This is a genomic window from Chromobacterium sp. LK1 (assembly GCF_001043555.1).
Lineage (GTDB): Bacteria > Pseudomonadota > Gammaproteobacteria > Burkholderiales > Chromobacteriaceae > Chromobacterium > Chromobacterium aquaticum.
The window spans coordinates 25092-48327 of the sequence record NZ_LDUI01000039.1 but is presented as its reverse complement, the minus strand read 5'-3'; the positions used below and the strand labels follow the sequence as shown (position 1 = coordinate 48327).

Below are 23236 nucleotides of genomic sequence, written 5' to 3'. Positions count from 1 at the left end.
AAGGAGACCTAGGCATGGTTCAACAGCCGCAAGTCAAGTACCGCGAAGATTACGCAGCGCCCCCCTTTCTGATCGACCGCGTCGATCTGAGCTTCGATATCGAAGACGACGCCACCCGCGTGCATGCGCGGCTGGTGGTGACCCGCAACGACAAGGCCACGCGCCAGGATGACCTGGTGCTGGACGGCAGCGCGACGCTGGCGGCGGTGACGCTGGACGGCGAACGCCTGGGCGACGACGGCTATGCGCTGCTCGACGACAAGCTGACCGTGCGCGGCGTGCCGGACAGCTTCATCCTGGAACTGGAAACCGAGATCGACCCGGTGGCCAATACCAGCCTGATGGGCTTGTACGCGTCCAACGGCAATCTGTTCACCCAGTGCGAGCCGGAAGGCTTCCGCAAGATCACCTATTACCTGGACCGTCCCGACGTGATGGCCAAGTTCACCACCACCATCGTCGCCGACAAGCACAAGTTCCCGGTGCTGCTGTCCAATGGCAACAAGGTGGGCGAGGGCATGGTGGACAAGAAGCGCCACTGGGTTAAGTGGGTGGATCCGTACAAGAAACCGTCCTATCTGTTCGCGCTGGTGGCCGGCAAGCTGTCCGCGCTGAAAGACAAATTCGTCACCATGCGCGGCCGCGAAGTGGCGCTGGAGATCTGGACCGAGCCGGCGGACCAGGACAAGACTCAGCACGCGATGGAAGCGCTGAAGCACTCGATGAAGTGGGACGAGCAGCGCTTCGGGCTGGAGTACGACCTCGACATCTATATGATCGTCGCCGTCGGCGACTTCAATATGGGCGCGATGGAGAACAAGGGCCTCAATATCTTCAACACCAAGTACGTGCTGGCGCGCAAGGATACCGCCACCGACGCCGACTTCCAGGGCGTGGAGCGGGTGATCGGCCATGAGTACTTCCACAACTGGACCGGCAACCGCGTCACCTGCCGCGACTGGTTCCAGCTGTCGTTGAAGGAAGGCCTGACCGTGTTCCGCGACCAAGAGTTCGGCGCCGACATGAGCAGCCGCGCGGTCAAGCGCATCGAGGACGTCAAGGGCCTGCGCGTGCACCAGTTCCCGGAAGACGCCGGTCCGACCTCGCATCCGATCCGCCCGGACAGCTATATCGAGATGAACAATTTCTACACCATGACGGTGTATGAAAAAGGCGCGGAAGTGGTGCGCATGTATCACACCCTGCTGGGCGAGGCTGGCTTCCGCAAGGGCATGGACCTGTATTTCAAGCGCCACGACGGCCAGGCGGTGACTTGCGACGATTTCCGTGCGGCGATGGCCGACGCCAACGGCGTCGATCTGGAGCAGTTCGGCCTGTGGTACAGCCAGGCCGGCACGCCGCGCCTCAGCGTCAGCGGCCGTTACGACGGCGCGGCGCAAAGCTACACCTTCAAGGTGAGCCAAAGCTGCCCGGCCACGCCGGGACAGGAGCGGAAGCAGCCCTTCCACATCCCGTTGGCCTTGGGCTTGGTGGGCGCCGACGGCGCCGATTTGCCGCTGCGGCTGGATGGTGAAGCCGAAGCGCAAGGCGGCACCCGGGTGCTGGACGTCAAGGCGGCGGAACAAAGCTTCACCTTCGTTGGCATTGCGGCCGAACCGGTGCCCTCGCTACTGCGTGGTTTCTCCGCGCCGGTGAAGCTGGAGTTCGATTGGCGCGATGATCAGTTGGCCTTCCTGATGGCCAACGACGGCGACAGCTTCAGCCGCTGGGAAGCCGGCCAGACGCTGGCGGAACGGCTGTTCAAGCAATTGCTGGCGACGGTCGCCGCCGGCGGCGAGTTGAAGCTGCCGGAAACCTTCGTCGCCGCCTTCCGCGCGGTGCTGAAAGACCATGCGGCCGATCCTGCGTTCAAGGCGCTGATGCTGACCCTGCCGTCCGAGGGCGAGATCCTGGAAATGGTGGAAGCGGCCGACCCGGCGCTGATCCACCAGGTGCGGGACTTTGTGCTGGACGAGCTGGCGCAGGCGCTGCGCGGCGAATGGCGCGAGGCTTACGAGCTGAACCTGACCCGCGACTACAAGCCGCAGGACGCCGGCCGGCGCGATCTGAAAAACCGCGCGCTGGCCATGCTGAACCGGCTGGATGATGCCTGGCCGGCCGAGGCCGCCGCCAAGCAGTGCCTGGGCGCGGACAATATGACTGACCAGATGGGCGCGCTGATGGCCTTGCGCGACCGCGACGGCGCTGAGCGCGATGAATGCTTCACCGCCTTCGCCGCCCGCTGGCAGCAGGACGCGCTGGTGATGGACAAGTTCTTCATGCTGGTGGCCAGCAGCCAGCTGCCTGGCACGCTGGAGCATGTACAAGCGGCGATGCAGCACCCGGCCTTCACCTTGAAGAACCCGAACAAGGCGCGCGCGCTGATCGGCAGCTTCGGCGCCAATATGGCGCTGTTCCATGCGGCGGATGGCAGCGGCTACCGCTTCCTCGCCGACCAGGTGCTGGCGCTGGACGCGATCAACCCGCAAGTAGCCAGCCGCATCGTCAATGCCTTCCGCCGGCTGAAAAAGCTGGAGCCGGCGCGTCAGGCGCTGATGCGCGAGCAATTGCAGCGCCTGGCCGCGCAGCAACTGTCCAAGGATGTGTACGAGATCGTGTCCAAGATCTTGGAAGCCTGACGCTCGCTAGCCATTCACAACAAAGCCCCGGTTTAAAACCGGGGCTTTTTTCATGACAGCTTGGGTTTCCCCGCGCGGCTTATTCTATATGTAGCCGCTGTCCGCCCTGCCCACCTTGCTTTTTCGGCAGCGTCAGGCTGAGCACGCCGTTTTCATACTTGGCGCTGGCGGCGTCGCGATCTATCTCCGCCGGCAGCTGGAAGCTGCGTGATACCGCGCCGTAATAGCGCTCCATGCGCAGATTGCGTTCATCCTTGCTGTCGCTGTCCGTCTGGTGTACCTCGGCCTTGATGGTGACCAGCGGACCGTCCACTTCCACATGGATATCCTGTTTGTTGACGCCGGGGATGTCCGCGCTCACGGTGAAATGCGTCGCGCTTTCCTTCACGTCTATCTTGATTTGGCTGGGCAGCGGGTCGCCATGCAGCGGCTTGATGAAAAAGCCGGGGGTGAAATCGCGGAACAATTCGTCAAACAGGCTCACATTGCCGCGGGAAGGCAGGATGTTCATCGTACTCTCCTTTTTGATCAATGGTTTAGCTGAGAAACGGGCCCTGTTGTCGATATAGGGGCTAAGCCGGGATTATCAAGCCCCTGCGTTGTTGGCTGGAGTGGAGGCGCTTTGTTCAGCCCGACTGCTCGGGGCGCAACCACAGGCTGGCGAAGTCAGTCCAGCCGTTCTCGCTCATTTGCAGCCCGGCTAGCCGCGGGCTGGCCTGATGCCCTTGGCGCTCATGCGACAGCGGCAGCACCCAGCCCTCGGCGCACAGCCAGTCGCCGATGGCGGCGTAGCCGGCCATGCGCAGGCTGGTGTCAGGCTGGCGCTGAATGTCCCGCAGCTGTGCGTTCAAGCGCGCCTGGGTGGCGGCGTCGAGGCCGCGTTGCAGCGGCTGGCGGGTGCCCAGCCATTCGTGACAGCTGTAGTCGCGGTCGTCGTGCAGCACTTCGCTGCACAGCATCAGGTCAGCCTGCGGCCACCAGTCCTGATCGTGAAAGAAGGCGCGCCGGCTGAGGGCGTGGATTTCCAGATCTATGGACAAGCCGGCCAGGCGTTGGCGGATGGCGGCGGCCAGAGGCGGGAAGCTGGGCAGGTCGTAATGGAACAGCCGTAGGCGGGTGCGCTCAAGCCTGGGGCGGCGCTGGGCTTGCGGCAAGGGATGGCGCCAGCCGGGCAATAGGCCCAGCGCCGGTGTCTGCAGCGGATCGTTGGGCTGCACCAGCGCCGGTTCCGCCAGCCAGCGCATCAGCGGGGCGCGCTCGCTGCCGGCCCAGTCCGGATTCAGCAATAGATAGGTGCAGGCGGATTGCAGCGTGCCGTCGCTGCCGTCGTTGGCATAGTCCAGGCGCAGATGGAAGTCCTGGCCGCCGTCGCAGTTGGGAATGAACCACAGCTCGATCTCGTCCAGCAGCGCCCGCTCGCGGTAATGGTGGGCGAAGGCGCTCAGGCCCAGCCTTTGCTCGCTGTGGCGGGAGACCCGGAACGGGCCGCTGCCCACCGGCAGGCGTTCAAAGTCGGCGCCCCGTCGCAAGGGGGCGATGGAGCTGTTGGCGGTGGCCAGCCGCTGCGGCCATAGGAAGTCGCCGTCGTCCAGCTGGCAGCTGAAGGATAGCGGGTCATGGATGTCGACCGCGCGCAGATGGCGGTATTGCACTTGGTAGGGATTGCCGGCTTCGCGCAGCCGCAACAGGCTGGCGGCGGCGGCGTCGGACTGCAGCGGCGATCCATCGTGGAATTGCAGGCCCGGGCGCAGCCAGAAACGCCAGCGGCGCGCGGCGGCGTCGCTTTCCCAGTGATGGGCCAGCCCGCCTTGCAGGCTTTGCAAGCCGCGGTCGAAACGGCACAGGCGGTCGAAGATCTGTCGCACCAGATGAGACTCCAGCCGGCCGCTGACGTGCAGCGGGTCCAGGCTCAGCGGCGGATGCGGAATCGGGATGCGCAGGCAGCGGCCCTGGGCGGCGCTGCCCAGATATTGCGGCAGCGCCGCCAGCAATTGCGCGCGGCGCTGAGTGGACAGCCGTGCGAACGCCTGCTCCAGCTTGCCGTCGCGCAGCAGTTGCTGCTGCCGCTGCCATTCCAGCTGCTCCGGCGCGCAGAGCAGGCTGAGCCGCGACTTGCGGCCGCGCCCGCGGCCGGGCTCCCAGGCCAGCCAGCCGCGCTCGCGCATCTTGGCCAGCTGCAGCCGGGCATTGCGCTCGCTGCAGTTCCACAAGGCGCACAGCTCGGCTAGCCCCGGCTGGGCGGGGCGCTGTTCGGCGTAGGCCTGATACAGGGCCTGATATTGTTGTTCCAGCTTCATCCGCTGCTTCGCTTTCCGGTTCGCACGCCAAAAGCGGAAGTTATTTTCCCGGCATGCATCCATTTTTTGATTCCGCTTTTGACAGGATACTGTCCGGGTTTCCTGTTTGCATAGGCGTGGTGGCGATGGCGGATGTAAGAAATGAGGAGCAAATCCGGTACTTACTGGTCTGCTCATGGCTGTTGACGATGAGCCGGGCGGTGGTCGCGCCCTTGCTGGTGCTGACCCTGGGGCGGCAATTGCGGCTGGACAGCGAGCAGATTGGCCTGTTGCTGGGCGCGGTGCTGCTGCTGTCCGCGGTGATGGGCCTGTATGGCGGTCACCTGGTGGACCGCTGGCCGCGGCGGCCGGTGTTGTGGGGCGCGGCGCTGCTGATCGCCGGCAATTACCTGGTGCTGCCGCTGAGTCAGCAGCTGTGGTGGACCGCGTTGGCGCTGGCGCTCAGCGAGATCGGCCAGGCGGTGCACGGCATCGCGGTCAAGGCGCTGATCAGCGATCTGCTGCCGCCGGAGCGGCGCGGCAAGGCCTTTTCCCTGCGCTACACCCTGGCCAATGTCGGCTGGGCGGTGGGACCGCTGCTATGCAGCCTGCTGCTGGGCTGGAACGGAAATTGGCCGTTCTGGTGCGCGATCGCGCTGGCGCTGGCAGGCGGCTTGGCGACGCCGCGTGGCGGCGCGGCCGCGCCGCGCGTCGCAGCCGACGCCCCGGGCGCGGGATTCATCGACACGCTGGCCAGGCTGCGCCAGGACCGGGTGTTGGTGTTGTTCACCTTGAGTTGCGCCTTGGCCAATCTGGTGTATGCGCGTTTTTCCAGCTATCTGCCCTTGTATCTGATGCAAACCTTGCCCGAGGCGGAGGTGCTGCGCTGGATGTCGGCGCTGATCAGCTGCAACGCGGTGTGCGTGGTTCTGCTGCAATATCCGCTGGGGCGCGGCTTGCGGCCGGACCGCTTGATGCCGGCGATAGGCGCGGGCTTCATCTTGCTGGGGCTAGGCACGCTGGGTTTCGGCTGGATGCCGGGCGGCCTGTGGGGCATGTGCGCGGCGATGCTGGTGTTCTCCTTGGGCGAGATTGTGCTGGTGCCGGCCGAGTATCTGTATATAGACGCGATCGCGCCGGAGGACTGCAAGGGCATTTATTACGGCGCGCAAAACCTGGCCAGCCTGGGGGGCGCGCTGGGACCGATGCTGGCTGGTTGGGTGCTGGCCCGCGCGTCCGCCGGGCTGCTGTTCGCCGGAATGGCGGCGTTCTGCGCGCTGGCCTGGTTGCTGGCCTTGCGCGGCGAGACCTTGCGGCGGACCCGGCGCGGCAGTCGCTGGCAGGCTTCGGCCTTGAAGGCGTGATCTGACGCGGGCTATCTCTTTGGCGGTTTTTTTGTCATGATCAAGCGCTTGTTTGAATTGTCGCGCAGACGACGAAACAAGCCCGATACGAGGAGAAGGCCATGGATAAGCGCGAACAGGATTTATTTGTCGTGGTAGGGGAAGAGCAGCTGTATCTCAAGCGCATTTACTGTCGCGAGGAAGGCCCGCCGGTACTGCTGCTGCACGGTGTGATGGCGAATGGCCGCACTTTTTACAGCGACTCCGGCAAGGGGCTGGCGCATTACCTGGCCGAGGCCGGCTACGATGTGTTCGCCGCCGACCTGCGCGGCCGTGGACGTAGCCTTCCCAAGATCAGCCGCGCCTCGCGTCACGGTCAGACCGAGACCATCTGCGAGGACCTGCCGGCGCTGCATCGTCACATCCGCGAACTCAAGCACGGCGCGCCGCTGCACTGGATGGCCCATTCCTGGGGCGGCGTGCATATGTCCAGCTGTCTGATGCGTTTTCCCGAGCTGGCTGAGCAAGTGGCCAGCCTGGTCTACTTCGGCAGCAAGCGCAGCGTGCGGGTGCGCAATCTGAACAAGCTGGTGGAAGTGGACTTCATGTGGAATATCGCCTCGCGGGTGTTGATCCGCTGCTTCGGCTATCTGCCGGCGCGGCGCATCCGCCTGGGCGCGGACGACGAGAGCGACAAGAGCCATCTGCAAAGCAAGCTGTGGGCGCAGCCCAAGCCCTGGGTGGACAGCGACGACGGCTTCGACTATGGCGCAGCCGCCCAAAGCGCGCGTTTGCCGCCGGCGCTGTATTTCGCCGCCGGCAACGATCCCTGTCGCGGCCATCCGGAGGATGTGCGCCGTTTTCGCGACGAATCCGGCCCGCATCTGTCGCGGCTGCATCTGTTGTCGCGGCGCGCCGGCCACCTGCACGACTACAATCATGTGTCATTATTGACCCATCCTGATGCCATCCGGGACCATTTCCCGCTGGTATTGGCATGGCTGCATGGGCAGTATGATAGGGTCAGCGAAAATTACTGATAAATCACATTCTCCTGGACGCGCGGCTGTGGTAGAAATCGCGGCTGGGAGAATGAATCATGACACAACACTTTGAAGTTACGCCCTATTTACTGGGGCCTGTTATCGACAACCTTGCCGAACAGGGCTGGGTCGTGGACCGCAGCCTGTTTAGCGCAGAAGAGATCCGCCTGCTGCGCGAGGAGTGCCTCGCCAACTGGCAGCAGGGCAAATTCCACGAGGCCGCCGTCGGGCGTGCCGCGCAGCAAAACCGCCGCAGCGAAATCCGTTCCGATTCGGTGCTGTGGCTGGAGCCGGACAAGGCGGATTCCGCCGCGTCCTTGTATTTCTCCAAGCTGGATGCCGTCCGTCAGGCGGTGAACCAGGCCTTCTACATGGGGCTGGAGGACCTGGAGTCCCACTTCGCCGTGTATCCGCAGGGCGCATTCTATAAAAAACACCTGGACCGCTTCCGTGACGACGACGCGCGCGCGCTGACCGCGGTGCTGTATCTGAACGACGACTGGCCGGCCGACGCGGGCGGCGAGATGCGCCTCTATCTGGACGAGGACGGCGAGCGCCATGTCGATGTCCGGCCGGAAGCCGGCACCCTGGCGCTGTTTCTGTCCGACCGTTTCTGGCACGAGGTATTGCCGGCCGGCCAGCAGCGGCTGTCCATCACCGGCTGGTTCCGCCGCCGGCTGGCAACGGCGGTCGGCTGGTAGCCGGAACGGTCGTGCTAGAATCTTCGCCAAGCATTCAGCACACAAAGGACAGTGAAGATGTCAGGCAATACCATGGGATTGTTGTTCACGGTGACTTCCTTCGGCGAAAGCCACGGCCCGGCCATAGGCTGCGTGGTGGACGGCTGCCCGCCGGGACTGGAGATCAGCGAAGCCGACATCCAGCTGGAACTGGACCGGCGCAAGCCCGGCACCAGCCGCCATGTGACCCAGCGCCGCGAGCCGGACAGCGTTGAAATCCTGTCCGGCGTGTATGAGGGCAAGACCACCGGCACGCCAATCGCGCTGCTGATCCGCAACACCGATCAGCGCAGCAAGGACTATGGCAATATCGCCGACACCTTCCGTCCCGGCCACGCCGATTACTGCTATTGGCACAAATACGGCATCCGCGATCCGCGCGGCGGCGGCCGTTCCTCCGCCCGCGAAACCGCGGTGCGGGTGGCCGCCGGCGCCATCGCCAAGAAATGGTTGAGCGAACGCTACGGCATCGTCATTCGCGGCCACATGAGCCAGATCGGCGAAGTCGCCATTCCGTTCAAGGCTTGGGAGCATGTGTCCACCAACCCCTTCTTCGCCGCCGATCCCGAGGTGGTGCCGCAGCTGGAAAGCTATATGGACAGCGTGCGCAAGAGCCTGGATTCGATAGGCGCGCGGCTGCGGGTGGTGGCCGAGAACGTGCCGGTGGGCTGGGGCGAGCCGGTGTTCGATCGGCTGGACGCCGACATCGCCCACGCGATGATGAGCATCAACGCGGTCAAGGGTGTGGAAATCGGCGCCGGCTTCGGCTGCGTCACCCAGCGTGGCAGCGAGCACGGCGACGAACTGACGCCGCAGGGCTTCGCCAGCAATCACGCCGGCGGCGTGCTCGGCGGTATTTCCACCGGCCAGGACATCGAGGTGTCCATCGCCATCAAGCCGACATCCTCCATCGCCCAGCCGCGCCGTTCCATAGACAAGCAGGGCCAGCCGCTGACCATGGAAACCCATGGCCGCCACGATCCCTGCGTTGGCATCCGCGCCACGCCCATCGCCGAGGCGATGCTGGCGCTGGTGCTGATCGACCACGCCTTGCGCCATCGCGCGCAATGCGGCGATGTTTCGGTAGATACTCCCAGAATTGCCGGCCGAATCAGCTAGACTTTAAACCGTAAGCCGGGACGACGCCGGCATATCCGGTGGGACGGAACATGCTGAAAAATCTGATCAGTGGCCTGACCGGCCGTTTGAAGAAGCCCGCGGACGCCGCCGACGACGAGGCGGTGGTTCCGACGCCATTCACCGAGCTGGCGCCCAATAGCGCGGCCAGCCGGCAGCTGGAAAACTCGCCGCCGCTGGACCTGCCCGCCACCCTGGGCTTTGTGTCGCACCAGCCGGTGATGGACCGGTTGCAGCGGGTGGTGGCTTACGATTTCTTCGTGCGCCAGGGCAAGCGCAACATCGCCGCCGGCAAGCAGCAGGAATTCGACCGGCTGATGCTGAGCACTTTGCAGAATATGGACATATTCCGCCTGCTGGCTTTCCGCCGCGCCTTCGTCCATATCTCCATCGACACGCTGGACGATCCCATGCTGTCCAATATGCCGGCCAGCAGTGTGATCTTCGTGTTGGAGCCGTCGCAGACTGGATCGGTCTCCGACGAGATGCTCCAGCAGCTGGACACGCTCAAGCAAAGAGGCATGCGCTTCGCGTTGGAGCCGGCGGCTTACGATCCTGGCAGCCTGCCGGCGCATCTGCAGAACGATTTGTTCAGCCGCATGGACTTCATGGTGCTGGACTTCGCCGCGCCCTCGTCCAAGGTGCTGGCGCCGATTCTGGATCAATTGCCCAAGCGCTACCCCACGGTGCGCTGGATGGCGCGCAATGTCGGCACCGCCGAGGATCTGGACGTCTGCCTGCGTGGCCCCGGCCATCACCGTTTCGCCTTGTTCCACGGTCCTTTCATCGCCACCGTGCGCGCGCTGGAAGGCGGCAAGGTGGACGCCAGCCAGACCAGGGTGCTGCAGATCATGCGCATGCTGCGCGCCAATGCCGAGGCCGCCGAGATTGAAATCCAGTTCAAGCTGGATTCGGTATTGCTGTTCAAGCTGCTGCGCTTCATGAATTCCCCGGTGCATGGTTTGTCGCGTAAGGTGCAGACCATCGAGGAAACCCTGATGCTGCTGGGGCGCGAGACCTTGTTCAAGTGGCTGTCCATGCTGTTGTTCACCTCGCGCAAGGACGATGGCACCGCGGTGTCGCTGCTGGAAAAGTCCTTGATCCGCGCGCGCCTACTGGAGCGCATGGGCAGTTATCGCGGTAATAAGGTGGAAGCCGAGCATCTGTTTCTTACCGGCATGTTCTCCATGCTGGATGTGTTGCTGGGCGTGCCGTTTCCCGATGTGCTGGACCCGCTGGAACTGGCCTCGCCGGTGCGCGAGGCGGTGGTGGAGCGCCGCGGCATGTTCGCCCCCTTCCTGGCGATGGCCTTGGCCTGTGAGCAGGGCGACACCGAGCAGATCGAGGCACTGGCCAAGGTACTGGATTTCGAGGTGGAACTGGTGAACCAGTACTATATGGACGCGGCGGTATGGGCGCAGGTGGTGTTGCGCGACGGCGAGGTCCACAACAATGTGGAAGCGGTGTGAGCATCTGTTCGCCAGCGCGTTGACAGCAAACAGGCCGCATCCTTGGATGCGGCCTGTTTGCTTTGCCTATTGGCTGTTGCCGGCCTGGGCTGGAGCCTGTCCCCGCGTGGCCGCATCGTCGGCGCCGGGCGGCGCGTGACGGTCTCCCGGGGGCGCGCCGCTGGGCTGGCCGGATGGCGCATTGCCCGGCGCCGCGCCGTGTTGCGGGCCGTCGTTGGTCTTGCCTGGGCCGCTGCCGCCTTGGGGGCCGCCGTCATGACTGCCGGCCCCGCCGGGACCGCCTGCTGATCCGCCACCGCCGTGGCCTCCACCTCCTCCATCATGGCCGCTACCACCGCCTCCGGAACCGCCTCCGGAACCGCCGCCGCCGCCATCATGTCCGCCACCGCCGCCGCCATCATGTCCGCCACCGCCACCGCCTTGGCTGAATAGCGGGCCGTGCGTCGGAGCGGCGCACCAGGCCGGCATGGTAACGGCGCCGAGCGTGCAAACCAGGGTTGCCAGCAATGTCAGGCGTTTCATCGGAGAGGCTCCTTGAGCGGTGGCCGGCTCGCCGTGAAGGCGGTATCAGCACAGATGAGAGCGTGCCCATGAGGGCGCGGCTGCTTCAGCATAGCCGTCCAAGCGCCATGGCGCCGCGGCCGGTCAAGGAAAAATGGTCAGGCGTCAGCCGCCTTTCAAGCCCAGCGCATAGCGTATCGCCTCGCGTTTCAACGGCCCGGCGCGGTCGGCCAGGCGCATGCCCAGGCGGCGCGCCAGCCGCAGCGGCGCGATATCGTTGGCGAAGCCGTAGCAGAACGCGTCCATCGCGGTTTGCATCGCCAGATTGGCCGGCTTGCGCGCGCGCTGGTAGCGTTGCAGCGCATCGGCGCTGGCGAAGTCGCGGCCATGGGCGGCTGCCTCCAGTATCACCTCGGCCAGCTTGGCGGCGTCCTGGAAGCCCAGGTTGACGCCCTGGCCGGCCAGCGGGTGTATGGTATGGGCGGCGTCGCCGACCAGGACCACGCCGTCCTTGATGTAACGCTGCGCGTGGCGGCGGGTCAGCGCGAAGCTGCCCTTGGCCAGGATGCGGCGGATATTGCCCAGCTTGCGCGGGAAGGCGGCGTGAAAGGCGGCGGCCAGCTCGGCCTCGTCCAGTGCCAGCAAGCGCTGCACTTCCGGCGGGCGGTGATACCAGACCAGGGAACCGTAGGACCCGGTCAGCGGCAGGAAGGCCTGCGGGCCGTTCGGGGTGAAGCGTTGCCAGGTGATGTCCTGCTGCTCCTGATCCAGTTCGCAGCTGGCCACCAGCGCGTGCATCGGGTAGTCCCAACTAGTGACCCCGATGCCGGCGGCGTCGCGCACCGCGGAACGCGCGCCGTCGGCGGCGATCAGCAGCCGGGCGCTCAATTGGCGTCCATCCTCCAGCGTCACCCGCGATGCAAATGGCTGATAAGCCAGTTCGGCTATGCGCGCAGGCGCCAGATAGTCGACGTCGGCGCATTGGCGCAGCGCTTCGGTGGCGGCCAGCTGCACGATGCGGTTTTCCACGATGTGGCCCAGCGCCGCCTCGCCGGCCTCGGCGGCGCTGAACAGGGTGCCGGCGGCCTCCTCGTCCTCCCATACCTGCATGCGCAGATAGGGCGCCGCGCGCATCTCCAGTACCCGGGGCCAGGCGCCGATGCGCTGCAGAAAGCGCGCCGAGGCCGGGCTGATCGCCGATACGCGCAGATCCGGCGGTTGGGCCGCGTCGAACGGGGCGGGCGGCGCTTGTTCCAGCACCGCGATGCTCAGGCCATGGCCGGACAAGGCGGCGGCCAGCGCCGAGCCCACCATGCCGCCGCCGACGATGAGAATATCGCTGTATTGCATAAATCCCTTTCCAATCGTTTGCCCGCGCTTTTCGCCGAGCGCCGGGTCGCGCGCCAGCATAGCCCAGGGGAGGCGCCGCGCGTCTTGGCTTGGATCAAGCTGTTTGCGGTTCCGCTGCCAGCAGCGCGCGCAGCCGCGGCACCACGTGCTGGATGAACACCTCGTTCTTGCGCGGCAGCGGGTGGCGATAGGGGTAGACCAGGAAGGCCGGCCAACAGTCGTGGCTCCAGCCCGGCAGCACCGGCACCAACTGGCCGCTGGCGAGAAAATGGCTGGCCACATAATGCGGCAGCAGCGCCAGCCCGCAGCCGGCCACCGCGCCGGACAGCAGCGGCGCGTACTGATTGCAACTGAGCACCGGCCGCACCGGCATGCGCAGGTAAACGCCGTCTTTCTCCAGCGACCATTCCACCGCCTCGCTGGGCGCCTTGCTGGAGTCATACAGCACGCGGTGCAGGCACAGGTCCTCCGGGTGCTCCAGCCGCGGCGCCTGCGCCAGGTAGCCGGGGGAGGCGTAGACGGTTTCGCGCATGAAGCCCAATGGCTTGGCCACCAAGCCCTCATCGTAGACATTGCGCGTGCGCACGCAGAAATCCAGGCCCTCGGCCACCGGGTCCTGCAGGCGGTTTTCCACTTGCAACTGCATTTCCAGCCCCGGGTACTGATTGGAGAGCTCGGACAGAATGGGCACCAGCAGGAATTGGGCGAAGGCGGAGGCCGAGCTGATCACCAGCGGCCCTTCCACGCAGTCCTGCACATTGCCGACATCGCCGCGCACCCGGTCCAGCATTTCGCGCAGCTGGCGCGCATGCACGGCCAGGCGCTGGCCGGCCTCGGTCAATGCCACGCGCCGGGTATTGCGCAAGACCAGCACCGTGCCCAGCTCCTGTTCCAATTGCTTCACCAACTGGCTGATGCGGCTTTTGGCGCAGCCGAGCGCATCGGCCGCCGCGGTGAAGCCGCCATGACGGGCCAGCGCGTCGAAGGCCAGCAAAGCGTCTGGCGAGGGAGGATGATTTGTTTTCATTTCAGAACAGTGTGTGGGTTTTTGGCGGATTTTATTGTTTGTGCATGTAGATTAGCATGGCTGCGTAATCAATAGCAGAACAATTGGAGCGCATCATGGTGTCGGGAGCCAAGCAGGCATGGAGTCGGTTCTGGGGGCGGCTGGGTCGCTTGTGGTGGGAAGGAATGTGCGCGCATGCGCGGCATGCGCTCCGCGATGAGGTCGAGGCGCTGGAGCGGGTGAAGTGCACGGCGGCGCGAGGGGGGCGGCCGTGCGTCAATTCGGTGGACGGCGCGCGGGGCCGCCGCGTTTTTCATTGATGGCAATGGCCAATAGAGGAGGAATGACGATGCAGGATACGAGAGCAGTGGTAACGGGATTTTTGAACGAAGTGCGCTCCGGGCGCGATCCGGACGCGGCGGAGCGCTATTTCGCGTCGCGGGTGCTAGCGCATCAATTAGTGGCGGAGGCGCCATATGCGCTGGAGCGCAGCCCGGCCGACTACGCCGCGCATATACGCGAGTTCCTGCGCGACTACGGCGCGTTCGAATTGCGGGTGGATGAATTGCTGGTGGACGGCGACAAGGCGTATGCGCGCTGGACCCAGACCGGGCGCGACCTGGCGGGTAGCGGCGAGACGGTGCGGCAAATCGGCAGCGCCTGCTATCGGGTGGCGGACGGCCGCATCGTCGAATACTGGATACAGAGTAGTTGACGGCGGCGCCGGCCACGCGACCCATGTCGGGTTTGAGCCGTTATTCATGCAGAAATCGACGCCGGCTTTCAGTTTTGTCAAACTTGGCCGATATTGCATAAATATAATGTTGGTCAAGATGACAATAAGGAGTTGTGCATGGGGATGCTTGGACGCAAGGGCCGGTTAGCGCTCTGCCTGGCGATGTTGATGGCCCAGGCCTGGGCCGAGGAAGCGCCGTCGGCCGATGGCTCGCAGCCCAAGACCGTGATCAAACTGCCCTTGAAGCTGAAGCCGCAAGCCGCCGCCGACGCGCACAAGGACGAGCCGGCCAAGCCCGCGGCGCCGGTGGCCAAGCCGGAAGCGAAACCCGCCGCCAAGGCGGAGCATCAGCCCGAGGTCAAGGCGGCCAAGGCGGCGGAGCATCCGCCCGAGGCCAAAACCGCCAAGCCGGAAGCCAAGCCAGGGGCCAAGCCGGAGGTCAAGGCCGCCGCCAAGCCTGAAGTCAAAGCCGAGGCCAAAGCAGTCGCCAAGCCGATGGCGAGCAAGCCGGCCGAGGCCAAGGCGCCGGAAAAGCTGGAGCCGGCCGTCAAGATGTCGCCGCCGCCGGTCCACAAGGACTTGAGCCAGCCCAGCCCGGAAGTTCACGGGCCGGACTCCCTGCGCCATGCGCCGCGCAAGCGGCTGGTCAAACGCAAGCCTAAACCGGCGGCCGCAGCCGCGGGCGATATGCAGGCGGCCACCTTGCGCCAGTTGCAGCCCTTGCTGGCCTCGGTGGCCAAGGCGGGCCATGGCCTGCCGGGCGGGCAGGACGCGCGCGCCACCCTGGTGTCCTGCTCCGCGTCCAGAACGCCGGCCAAGGCCGAACGAGTGGGCGAGGGCAAGCAGGTGCTGCTGGTGCCCAGCTATGGCAGCCAACTGGCCGGCGCCGGCGGCGCCGTCGAATACGGCGTGCGTCAGCTGCATACCCCGCTGTTGGTGTTTGTCAGCCAGGCCGATTGCGAAGCGGTCAAGCTGGCCGCCTCGGATTACAGCCAGCAGTCCGAAGCCCAGCAGCAGGCGCTGGCCGCGATCAATATTCCCAAGGACATCGACGCGACCAATGGCGCGCTGCTCAATATCAATAATCAGGTGGAAGCGGCGATCATGACCTTTTCCGGCGAAGTGGAGGCCGGGCGGCTCGCCGTGGTGGGCGCCTTCTACGACGTGGGCAACGATCTGAAGCAGGGACGCGGCAAGCTGGTGATCACCAATTTGAACGGGGAAACCGATCCGGCCAAGATTCGCGGCATGAGCCGCGCCGGGCAGTACTTCAAATACAGCTTCATGAAGTAGCGGCTTCGCCGCCGCTCACGCCGATGGCCGCCGCAAGGCGGCCATTTTGCTTGCGCGGTAGCGCCGCCGTTACAGCCGGCGGCGGCTTATTTCCCGTCATTATTCCGACTACGACATTTTTTCTCCGCTTAATCCGTATTTGTTTGGCAATGCGCAAAACCGAATATTGTTTTTTCGCTTAGCATGGGTTTATTGATGCCGCCGCTATGGTTTCGTCTTTGCCGGCGACAAGGTTTTCTGCATTGAAAGCGCCTTGTTGTAACGCGCTTGCTACAAATAAGTTTTAGCGCGATGAGAATGCGTGGTAAATGGACAATGGTATTGTCACGATTTTATTTTCATAAATGAAAATGAATTGTCGCCAATTAGTCATTCTCTCGCCGCGACAGGTTTAACTGTTTGGGAGACTTGAAATGACCGTTAGCAATGAACTGGAACTGGACGCGCTGGTGGCGCGGGTGAAAAAGGCGCAGGCCGCGTTTGCCGGCTTCAGCCAGGAGCAGGTGGATCACATCTTCCGCTCGGCGGCGCTGGCCGCCGCGGACGCGCGGATTCCGCTGGCCAAGATGGCGGTGGCGGAGACCGGCATGGGCGTGCTGGAAGACAAGGTGATCAAGAACCACTTCGCTTCCGAGTATATCTACAACAAGTACAAGGATGACAAGACCTGCGGCGTGCTGGCCGAGGACGACACCTTCGGCATCATCACCATCGCCGAGCCGGTGGGCCTGATCTGCGGCATCGTGCCGACCACCAATCCCACCTCCACCGCCATCTTCAAGGCGCTGATCTCCTTGAAAACGCGCAACGGCATCATTTTCTCGCCGCACCCGCGCGCCAAGCGCTCCACTTGCGAAGCGGCGCGGCTGGTATTGCAGGCGGCGGTGGCCGCCGGCGCGCCGCCGGACATCATCGGCTGGATAGACGAGCCCTCGGTGGCCTTGTCCAATCAGCTGATGCATCACCCCGACCTCAATCTGATCCTGGCCACCGGCGGCCCGGGCATGGTGCGCGCCGCTTATTCCTCCGGCAAGCCCGCCATCGGCGTCGGCGCCGGCAACACCCCGGCGGTGATAGACGAAACCGCCGACATCAAGCGCGCGGTCGCCTCCATCCTGATGTCCAAGACTTTCGACAATGGCGTGGTGTGCGCGTCGGAGCAGTCCGTCATCATCGTCGACGCCATCTACGACGCGGTGCGGCAGCGCTTCGCCAAGCACGGCGGCTACATCCTGTCCAAGCGCGAAGCCGAGGCGGTGCGCAAGGTGATTCTGCAGGACGGCAGTCTCAACGCCGCCATCGTCGGCCAGAGCGCGGCCAGGATTGCCGCGATGGCCGGCATCGAGGTGCCTCCGGCGACCAAGGTGCTGATCGGCGAGGTAAGCGATGTGTCCGCCGCCGAGGCCTTCGCCCATGAAAAACTGTCGCCGACGCTGGCGATGTACCGCGCCGGCGATTTCGTCGACGCCTGCGACAAGGCCGCGGCGCTGGTGGCGATGGGCGGCATCGGCCACACCTCGGCGCTGTATACCGACCAGGACTTGCAAGGCGAGCGCATCCGCTACTTCGGCGACAAGATGAAGACCGCGCGCATCCTGATCAACACGCCGTCGTCGCAAGGCGGCATCGGCGACCTTTACAACTTCAGCCTGGCGCCGTCGCTGACCCTGGGCTGCGGCTCCTGGGGCGGCAACTCGATCTCGGAGAACGTCGGGCCCAAGCACCTGATCAACAAGAAGACCGTGGCCAAGAGGGCCGAGAACATGCTGTGGCATAAGCTGCCCAAGTCGATTTATTTCCGCCGCGGCTGCCTGCCGGTGGCGCTGGAAGACCTGGCCGGCAAACGCCGCTGCCTGATCGTCACCGGCCAGTATCTGTTCGACAACGGCTTTGTCGACGAGCCCATCCGCCTGCTGAAGAAAATGGGTCTGGAAGTAGAGGTGTTCTTCGAGGTGCCGGCCGATCCGACGCTGGCGGTGGTGCGCAAGGGCGCGGACCTGGCGCACGCCTTCAAGCCGGACGTGATCATGGCCCTGGGCGGCGGTTCGCCTATGGACGCGGCCAAGATCATCTGGGTGATGTATGAACACCCGGAAGTGCATTTCGAAGACTTGGCGTTGCGCTTCATGGATATCCGCAAACGCATCTACCAGTTCCCGAAACTGGGGCAGAAGGCGTTGATGGTGGCGGTGCCCACCACCTCCGGCACCGGCTCGGAAGTGACGCCGTTCGCCGTGGTCACCGACGAGAACACCGGGGTCAAGTACCCGATCGCCGACTACGAGCTGACGCCGAACATGGCCATCGTCGACGCCAATCTGGTGATGAATATGCCCAAGTCGCTGACCGCCTTCGGCGGCATCGACGCGGTGACCCACGCGCTGGAGGCCTATGTTTCGGTGATGGCCAACGAGTATTCGGATCCGCAAGCCTTGCAGGCCTTGAAGCTGCTCAAGGACTACCTGCCGTCCGCTTACCGCAACGGCGCCGGCGATCCGAAGGCGCGCGAACAGGTGCACAACGCCGCCACCATCGCCGGCATCGCCTTCGCCAACGCCTTCCTCGGCGTCTGCCACTCGATGGCGCACAAGATAGGCGCGGAATTCGACCTGGCCCACGGCCTGGCCAATGCGTTGCTGATCAGCAATGTGATCCGCTACAACGCCGCCGACGTGCCCACCAAGCAGACCGCCTTCAGCCAGTACGACCGCCCCAAGAGCGTGGCGCGCTATGCCGAGATCGCCCGCTACCTGGGCCTGGAGGCCAGCCGCGATCATGAGCGGGTGGAGAAGCTGATCGAATGGGTGGACGAACTCAAGCGCACGCTGGGCATTCCGGCCTCGATCCAGGCAGCCGGCGTGGCCGAGGCCGATTTCCTGGCCAAGGTGGACCTGCTGGCGGAAGCCGCCTTCGACGATCAGTGCACCGGCGCCAACCCGCGCTATCCGCTGATCAGCGAACTGAAGCAACTGCTGCTGGACAGCTATTACGGTCGCGCTTACAAGGAAAGCTGGGAGCGCGAGGCAGAGGCGGAAGCCAAGCCGGAAACGCGTCCGGCCAAGGGCAAGCTCAAGGCGGTGTGAGCCTGGTGCCCGGCCAAGCGGCGCGCTCGCGCGGCGCTTGGCTCAACGGGCGTCTTGGCGCAGGATTTTCAGGCCGCGGTTGACGATGGCGGCCAGGCGTTCGCCGTCCCGCCCCGGTTTGAAGCAGACATGCAGCGTCTTGGTTTCCAGCAGCCGCGGATTCATCTCCAGCCTTTGGCCGATGTGTCGCACCAGCGAGTCGTGGCGCAGCAGATAGTGGAAAACGTTCTGGTCTATCACCGCCAGGTCTATGCTGCCGCTGGCCAGCTTCAGCAGATTCCTGCCGTCGTCCGGTGCCGGGTCGAAGCGCTGTCTGTCCTCGGCGATATTGCGGTCCAGTTGGTAGTTGTTGACGTAATCCTGCACCACGCCGACGCGGTAGGCGGCCAGGTCCGACACTTCGCGCCAGCGCAGGCGCTGGGCCTTGCGTTGCGCCAGGCCCAGCGGGCCATGGCCTATGGGGTCGGAGCAGATGAAGTGGCGGCGCACTTCCGCCGCGTCGTATTCCGGGAAATACCCCATCACCGCGGGCTTGTGCCGCGCGGCCGCCACCGCGCGCGCCCAGGGGTAGAACTTCACTTCCAGCGTAAAGCCGGCGGCCTGGAAAATCCGCGCCAGCGTCGCCGTGCTCAAGCCCCGCTCCGGTAGTTGGGCGCCGGCGTAAGGCGGCCACTCCAGCGAGGCCAGCGTGACAACCGGCTGCGCGCGCGCCTGGCCGCACAAGGCGGCCACCAGTACCGGACATAAACGGATCAAAACGCTAAACCGCATCAATACCTGAAATAGCCTATGGTTTGCGCCAGCTCCGCCGCCTGCTCGCTCATGCCGCGCGCGGTGGCGGTCAGCTGTTCCGACGCCGAGGCATTGGCCTGCATCGAACGGCTGATCTGGCTGACGCCCTGGTTGATCTGCTCCACCTGCAATGCCTGCTGGTTGGACGATTTATTGATTTCCTGCACCAAGCTGGCGGTGTTCTGGATCGCTGGCAACATCTGCTGGAACAGTTCGCCGGCATGCTCGGCGCGCTGCACGCTGCTCTGCGTCAGCTGGCTGATCTCCTTGGCCGCCTGCTGGCTGCGCGCGGCCAGCTTGCGCACCTCGCCGGCCACCACCGCGAAGCCGCGGCCGTGCTCGCCGGCGCGCGCCGCCTCGATCGCGGCGTTCAACGCTAACAGATTGGTTTGATAAGCGATATCGTCGATGATCAAAACCTTGTTGGCGATATCCCACATCGCGCTGATGGTTTCGTCCACCGCCTGGCCGCCGGCCGCCGCGTGCTTGCTGCTGTCGCTGGCCATCTGGTCCGTGTTTTTGGCGTAATCCCGATTCTTCCACACAAAGGAAGAAATCTGCTCCAGGCTGGCGCTGCTCTTGTCGATATTGTTGGCCTGCTCCGATGCCTGCTGGCTCAGCGTGTCCACCGCCTGGCTGATCTGACGCGCGGCATTGGCCAGGTCGGCGGAAAAGGCGTCGATATGGGCGAGAATGCCGGCCAGCTTGCTCACCAACCGCCGCGTCGATTCCGCCAGGTCGCCCAGCTCGTCCCGGCTGTGGTGGCGCGGCGGCGCGGTCAGGTCGCCGTCGGCGATCGCGTGCAGCGCCTGGCTCACTTCGCGTATCGGCTGCTGCAGCAAGCGCCGCAGCAGCAGCGACAAGAGCAGCAGCGTGGCCAGGTCCAGCAGCAGGATTTCCGCCGCTACCCGCCACAGCACCGCGCGCAGCTGCTGGCGGATGCCGTCGGTGGAAACCTGCAGGGTCAGTTTGCCGACCTGGCGCGTGCCGGCGCCGTCGTGGAAGACGATTGGAAAGCCCTGCGTCAGGTCGGCCTCCGGCGGCGGCGCGCCGCCGCTCAGCAATGCGCCCCCGGCATCGCGGCGGTAGCCGGCGAATGCCGCGCCGTTGGCGTCGCGCACGAACACCCCGCTGAGCGCGGCCATGCTCATTTCCGCCTCCACCACCCGCCGGCCCTGGGTATTGTCGAAGTTCCACATCGGTCCGGCCAGATTGGCGGCCAGCCGCTTGCCGACCGCGGCCACCTCGCCGTCCAGCGCGTGACGCAATTCCTGCTGGGTGCGCCAGTAATCCAGCGCGCCGAATATCGCCAGCAAGACCGACATGATGAGCATGAAAACCAGTTTGAGTTTCATGCCTATGCTGTTGTACCGCATGGCTTCGCGCTCCAGGTTCTGGCAATGGATTCAATGCTTTATTGATAGCAGTTGGGACCGCCGCGCGGGCGACAAGGACGGCTGACGCCGGCTTGCGCGCCGCGATGCGCCATCAAACGCCGCATTTATGCTTTTTGTGCGCATGCTTATTCTGAAACATGACATGACAAAGGTCTTGAGGTAATCTCGAGCCCCTGTGTTATGGGCCATAACGACAATCTCAAGCCATAGCATCGGCAGCGGCGCGGCCACGCGGCGCTCCTGCCATCACCCTTACGCAATACAAAGACAGTTAAAGGAGCAACTATGCAACCTGCTCAAGACACCCTGCATCGGGGCTTGGAAGAGCGGCATATCAACCTCATGGCCCTGGGCGCCACCATCGGCGTCGGCCTGTTTCTGGGATCGGCCACCGCCATCAAGATGGCTGGTCCCGCCATCATGCTGGCCTATGCGCTGGGCGGTTTCGCCATCTTCCTGATCATGCGCGCGCTGGGCGAAATGGCGATTCACAACCCGGTGGCCGGTTCCTTCAGCCGCTACGCGCTGGATTACCTAGGCCCCTTGGCCGGCTACCTGACCGGCTGGAATTACTGGTTCCTGTGGCTGGTCACCTGCATGGCGGAAATCACCGCCGTCGGCGTCTACATGGGCATCTGGTTCCCGGACGTGCCGGCCTGGTACTGGGCGCTGGCCGCGCTGGTGGCCATGGGCGGCGTCAACTTCATCGCGGTCAAGGCCTATGGAGAATTCGAGTTCTGGTTCGCGCTGATCAAGATCGTCACCATCGTGCTGATGATCATCGGCGGCCTGGGCATGATCGTGTTCGGCCTGGGCCACGGCGGCGTGGCCACCGGCATTTCCAATTTGTGGAGCCACGGCGGCTTCATGCCCAACGGCTTCAGCGGCGTGCTGATGTCGCTGCAAATGGTGATGTTCGCCTATCTGGGCGTGGAAATGCTGGGCCTGACCGCCGGCGAAGCCAAGAACCCGAAGAAAGCGCTGGCCCGCGCGGTGGATTCGGTGTTCTGGCGCATCCTGATCTTCTACATCGGCGCGCTGTTCGTGATCCTGGCGATTTACCCGTGGAATGAGCTGGGCACCCGCGGCAGCCCCTTCGTGCTCACCTTCGAGCAGCTGGGCATTCCCGCCGCCGCCGGCATCATCAACTTCGTGGTGCTCACCGCCGCGCTGTCTTCCTGCAATAGCGGCATCTTCAGCACCGGCCGCATGTTGTACAACCTGGCCCAGCAACAGCAGGCGCTGCCCATTTTCGCCAAGGTGTCGCGCCAGGGCGTGCCGGTGTTCGCGCTGCTGATGTCGGTGTTCGCGTTGCTGATGGGCGTGCTGCTCAACTACCTGGCGCCCAAGGAAGTCTTCACCTGGTTGACCGCCATTTCCACCTTCGGCGCGATCTGGACCTGGGTCATCATCCTGCTGGCCCAACTGCGCTTCCGCCGCACCCTGAGCCGCGAACAACTGGCGACGCTGGCCTACAAGATGCCGTTCTGGCCGTATGGCTCCTATATCGCCATGGGTTTCCTGGTGTTGGTGGTGGGCTTGATGGCTTACTTCCCGGATACCCGCATCGCCTTGATCATCGGCCCGGGTTGGCTGGCCTTCCTGGTGGTGGCTTATTATCTGTTGGGCTACAACAAGCGCAGCGCCGAGGAAGTGGCGCGGCTGGCGCAGAACGCTCGCTGAGTTTGATGGACGCAGGCTGTGATGAAAAACCCGCTCTCAAGGAGCGGGCTTTTTTTTGGGTCCTAGAACGTGTTTACGATCTTGCGATCTAAGGCGAGACAAGGCGTTGCGGCTGAAGAAGTGGAGTGTACATACGGTACATGAGCATTCTGAAGCCGTGCTCATCGTGTCGCGTTTCACGACGCGCAGCAGATCGTAAACAGGTTCTTAACGCGGCAGCCAACTGCCGTGCAGTGAGTAATCGCCGGCTTGCTGCCGCGTGGGGCCGCTGAGCGGATAGGCTGGCGGCGGCGCATGCTGGGCGCAGTTGTTTTGGCCGAAGCAGTGCGGCAGCGGCTTGAAACCCGGGCAGCCCGGCGGCGGGTTCGCGCCGATGCAGTGCTGCATCCGCTCTTTTTGCGTCCGTTCCAGCAGGCTGGGGGAGCGTATCTCGGCCTTGACCGAAAAGTCGGGCCCGGCGTCCAGGTTCTTCAATTGCACCGCGCCCTTGTACTTGAGCGCTTTATCGGTTTTGTCCTTCGCCTTCATCGACGGCTTGGAGCGCGTTTCCCACGGGTCTTTGACGGCGAAGTCGTAAGAAGGCAGGGGCGCCGCCGCCAGGCTTGCGCTCAAGGCGGCCAGCGACAGCAATAGGGCGTGTCTACACTGCATGATGGATCTTTGTCCTGCGGTGGCAATGCCGCTGGCGCCCGGCTGCTGCCAGGCAGGGAGGGGCGCGCGGAATGCTCTTGTTGGGGGAATTAGCTGG

Annotated in this window: 18 protein-coding genes; 11 read left to right on the top strand and 7 right to left on the bottom strand. The window is 64.5% G+C overall.

Annotation, left to right across the window (positions count from 1 at the left end):
• The first annotated feature begins 14 nt into the window (after positions 1-14).
• Entirely contained in the window at positions 15-2639 is a 2625-nt protein-coding gene (gene pepN / locus VI26_RS17055) for an aminopeptidase N (RefSeq protein WP_048410955.1), read from the top strand.
• Positions 2640-2718: 79 nt separating this feature from the next.
• Here pepN and VI26_RS17050 read toward each other — a convergent pair whose 3' ends face one another.
• A complete protein-coding gene (locus tag VI26_RS17050; protein ID WP_048410954.1) occupies positions 2719-3150 on the bottom strand; it encodes an Hsp20/alpha crystallin family protein in 432 nt (143 codons plus the stop codon).
• Between the two features lie 115 nt (positions 3151-3265).
• The gene (locus VI26_RS17045) at positions 3266-4936 is read right to left on the bottom strand and encodes an SgrR family transcriptional regulator (protein WP_048410953.1); all 1671 of its coding nucleotides are present in this window, start codon (positions 4934-4936) and stop codon (positions 3266-3268) included.
• A gap of 53 nt (positions 4937-4989) precedes the next feature.
• On the opposite strand from VI26_RS17045, the gene VI26_RS17040 reads away from it, so the two are divergent.
• From VI26_RS17040 to VI26_RS25175, 6 genes are all read left to right on the top strand, one after another.
• Positions 4990-6279 (top strand): MFS transporter, encoded by a 1290-nt coding sequence (locus tag VI26_RS17040; RefSeq protein WP_082151126.1) that lies wholly within the window; start codon positions 4990-4992, stop codon positions 6277-6279.
• A gap of 101 nt (positions 6280-6380) precedes the next feature.
• On the top strand, positions 6381-7298 hold the full coding sequence (locus VI26_RS17035) for an alpha/beta hydrolase (RefSeq protein ID WP_048410952.1): 918 nt from the start codon (positions 6381-6383) through the stop codon (positions 7296-7298).
• Positions 7299-7357: 59 nt separating this feature from the next.
• On the top strand, positions 7358-8002 hold the full coding sequence (locus VI26_RS17030; protein ID WP_048410951.1) for a 2OG-Fe(II) oxygenase: 645 nt from the start codon (positions 7358-7360) through the stop codon (positions 8000-8002).
• A 57-nt stretch (positions 8003-8059) separates the two neighbouring features.
• Positions 8060-9160, top strand: coding sequence for a chorismate synthase (gene aroC / locus VI26_RS17025; protein ID WP_048410950.1), 1101 nt, complete (start codon positions 8060-8062; stop codon positions 9158-9160).
• A 50-nt stretch (positions 9161-9210) separates the two neighbouring features.
• A complete protein-coding gene (locus VI26_RS17020) occupies positions 9211-10647 on the top strand; it encodes an EAL and HDOD domain-containing protein (RefSeq protein WP_048410949.1) in 1437 nt (478 codons plus the stop codon).
• Positions 10648-10947: 300 nt separating this feature from the next.
• On the top strand, positions 10948-11079 hold the full coding sequence (locus VI26_RS25175; RefSeq protein WP_255360817.1) for a hypothetical protein: 132 nt from the start codon (positions 10948-10950) through the stop codon (positions 11077-11079).
• Between the two features lie 234 nt (positions 11080-11313).
• Here the strand turns inward: VI26_RS25175 and VI26_RS17010 are convergent, their stop codons facing one another.
• Both VI26_RS17010 and VI26_RS17005 read right to left on the bottom strand, forming a co-directional pair.
• Positions 11314-12498, bottom strand: coding sequence for an FAD-dependent monooxygenase (locus tag VI26_RS17010; RefSeq protein WP_048410947.1), 1185 nt, complete (start codon positions 12496-12498; stop codon positions 11314-11316).
• A gap of 94 nt (positions 12499-12592) precedes the next feature.
• Positions 12593-13525 carry a LysR family transcriptional regulator gene (locus VI26_RS17005; RefSeq protein ID WP_048410946.1) on the bottom strand — a complete coding sequence of 311 codons (933 nt, stop codon included), beginning with the start codon at positions 13523-13525 and terminating at the stop codon, positions 12593-12595.
• A 328-nt stretch (positions 13526-13853) separates the two neighbouring features.
• Here VI26_RS17005 and VI26_RS17000 point away from each other — a divergent pair, with 328 nt between their 5' ends.
• From VI26_RS17000 to adhE, 3 genes are all read left to right on the top strand, one after another.
• Positions 13854-14219: an ester cyclase gene (locus tag VI26_RS17000; RefSeq protein WP_231581040.1), complete on the top strand. Its 366-nt coding sequence runs from the start codon at positions 13854-13856 to the stop codon at positions 14217-14219.
• 138 nt (positions 14220-14357) lie between these two features.
• Positions 14358-15533 (top strand): carbonic anhydrase, encoded by a 1176-nt coding sequence (locus tag VI26_RS25050; RefSeq protein WP_231581039.1) that lies wholly within the window; start codon positions 14358-14360, stop codon positions 15531-15533.
• A 413-nt stretch (positions 15534-15946) separates the two neighbouring features.
• Positions 15947-18616 carry a bifunctional acetaldehyde-CoA/alcohol dehydrogenase gene (gene adhE, locus VI26_RS16985; protein ID WP_048410944.1) on the top strand — a complete coding sequence of 890 codons (2670 nt, stop codon included), beginning with the start codon at positions 15947-15949 and terminating at the stop codon, positions 18614-18616.
• Positions 18617-18658: 42 nt separating this feature from the next.
• Here the strand turns inward: adhE and VI26_RS16980 are convergent, their stop codons facing one another.
• Entirely contained in the window at positions 18659-19387 is a 729-nt protein-coding gene (locus tag VI26_RS16980; RefSeq protein WP_048410943.1) for an ABC transporter substrate-binding protein, read from the bottom strand.
• Complete coding sequence (locus VI26_RS16975) at positions 19387-20784, bottom strand: methyl-accepting chemotaxis protein (RefSeq protein WP_082151125.1); 1398 nt, start codon at positions 20782-20784, stop codon at positions 19387-19389. The genes VI26_RS16980 and VI26_RS16975 overlap by 1 nt, the downstream gene beginning before the upstream one ends.
• A gap of 306 nt (positions 20785-21090) precedes the next feature.
• Between VI26_RS16975 and VI26_RS16970 the strand changes: the two genes are divergently transcribed.
• Positions 21091-22488: an amino acid permease gene (locus VI26_RS16970; protein WP_048410942.1), complete on the top strand. Its 1398-nt coding sequence runs from the start codon at positions 21091-21093 to the stop codon at positions 22486-22488.
• A gap of 207 nt (positions 22489-22695) precedes the next feature.
• On the opposite strand, the gene VI26_RS16965 is transcribed toward VI26_RS16970, so the two are convergent.
• The gene (locus VI26_RS16965; protein ID WP_156183923.1) at positions 22696-23139 is read right to left on the bottom strand and encodes a hypothetical protein; all 444 of its coding nucleotides are present in this window, start codon (positions 23137-23139) and stop codon (positions 22696-22698) included.
• Positions 23140-23236: the final 97 nt, after the last annotated feature.

Excerpts from the sequence above, each read along its gene's own strand:
- VI26_RS17050 (WP_048410954.1), bottom strand. The coding sequence starts at position 3,150 with ATGAACATCCTGCCTTCCCGCGGCAATGTGAGCCTGTTTGACGAATTG.
- VI26_RS17000 (WP_231581040.1), top strand. The coding sequence starts at position 13,854 with ATGCAGGATACGAGAGCAGTGGTAACGGGATTTTTGAACGAAGTGCGC.
- VI26_RS16970 (WP_048410942.1), top strand. The coding sequence starts at position 21,091 with ATGCAACCTGCTCAAGACACCCTGCATCGGGGCTTGGAAGAGCGGCAT.
- VI26_RS17040 (WP_082151126.1), top strand. The coding sequence starts at position 4,990 with ATGCATCCATTTTTTGATTCCGCTTTTGACAGGATACTGTCCGGGTTT.
- VI26_RS16965 (WP_156183923.1), bottom strand. The coding sequence starts at position 23,139 with ATGCAGTGTAGACACGCCCTATTGCTGTCGCTGGCCGCCTTGAGCGCA.
- VI26_RS17045 (WP_048410953.1), bottom strand. The coding sequence starts at position 4,936 with ATGAAGCTGGAACAACAATATCAGGCCCTGTATCAGGCCTACGCCGAA.
- VI26_RS16980 (WP_048410943.1), bottom strand. The coding sequence starts at position 19,387 with ATGCGGTTTAGCGTTTTGATCCGTTTATGTCCGGTACTGGTGGCCGCC.
- VI26_RS17010 (WP_048410947.1), bottom strand. The coding sequence starts at position 12,498 with ATGCAATACAGCGATATTCTCATCGTCGGCGGCGGCATGGTGGGCTCG.
- VI26_RS17030 (WP_048410951.1), top strand. The coding sequence starts at position 7,358 with ATGACACAACACTTTGAAGTTACGCCCTATTTACTGGGGCCTGTTATC.
- VI26_RS16975 (WP_082151125.1), bottom strand. The coding sequence starts at position 20,784 with ATGCGGTACAACAGCATAGGCATGAAACTCAAACTGGTTTTCATGCTC.
- adhE (WP_048410944.1), top strand. The coding sequence starts at position 15,947 with ATGACCGTTAGCAATGAACTGGAACTGGACGCGCTGGTGGCGCGGGTG.
- VI26_RS17005 (WP_048410946.1), bottom strand. The coding sequence starts at position 13,525 with ATGAAAACAAATCATCCTCCCTCGCCAGACGCTTTGCTGGCCTTCGAC.
- aroC (WP_048410950.1), top strand. The coding sequence starts at position 8,060 with ATGTCAGGCAATACCATGGGATTGTTGTTCACGGTGACTTCCTTCGGC.
- pepN (WP_048410955.1), top strand. The coding sequence starts at position 15 with ATGGTTCAACAGCCGCAAGTCAAGTACCGCGAAGATTACGCAGCGCCC.
- VI26_RS25050 (WP_231581039.1), top strand. The coding sequence starts at position 14,358 with ATGGGGATGCTTGGACGCAAGGGCCGGTTAGCGCTCTGCCTGGCGATG.
- VI26_RS17020 (WP_048410949.1), top strand. The coding sequence starts at position 9,211 with ATGCTGAAAAATCTGATCAGTGGCCTGACCGGCCGTTTGAAGAAGCCC.
- VI26_RS17035 (WP_048410952.1), top strand. The coding sequence starts at position 6,381 with ATGGATAAGCGCGAACAGGATTTATTTGTCGTGGTAGGGGAAGAGCAG.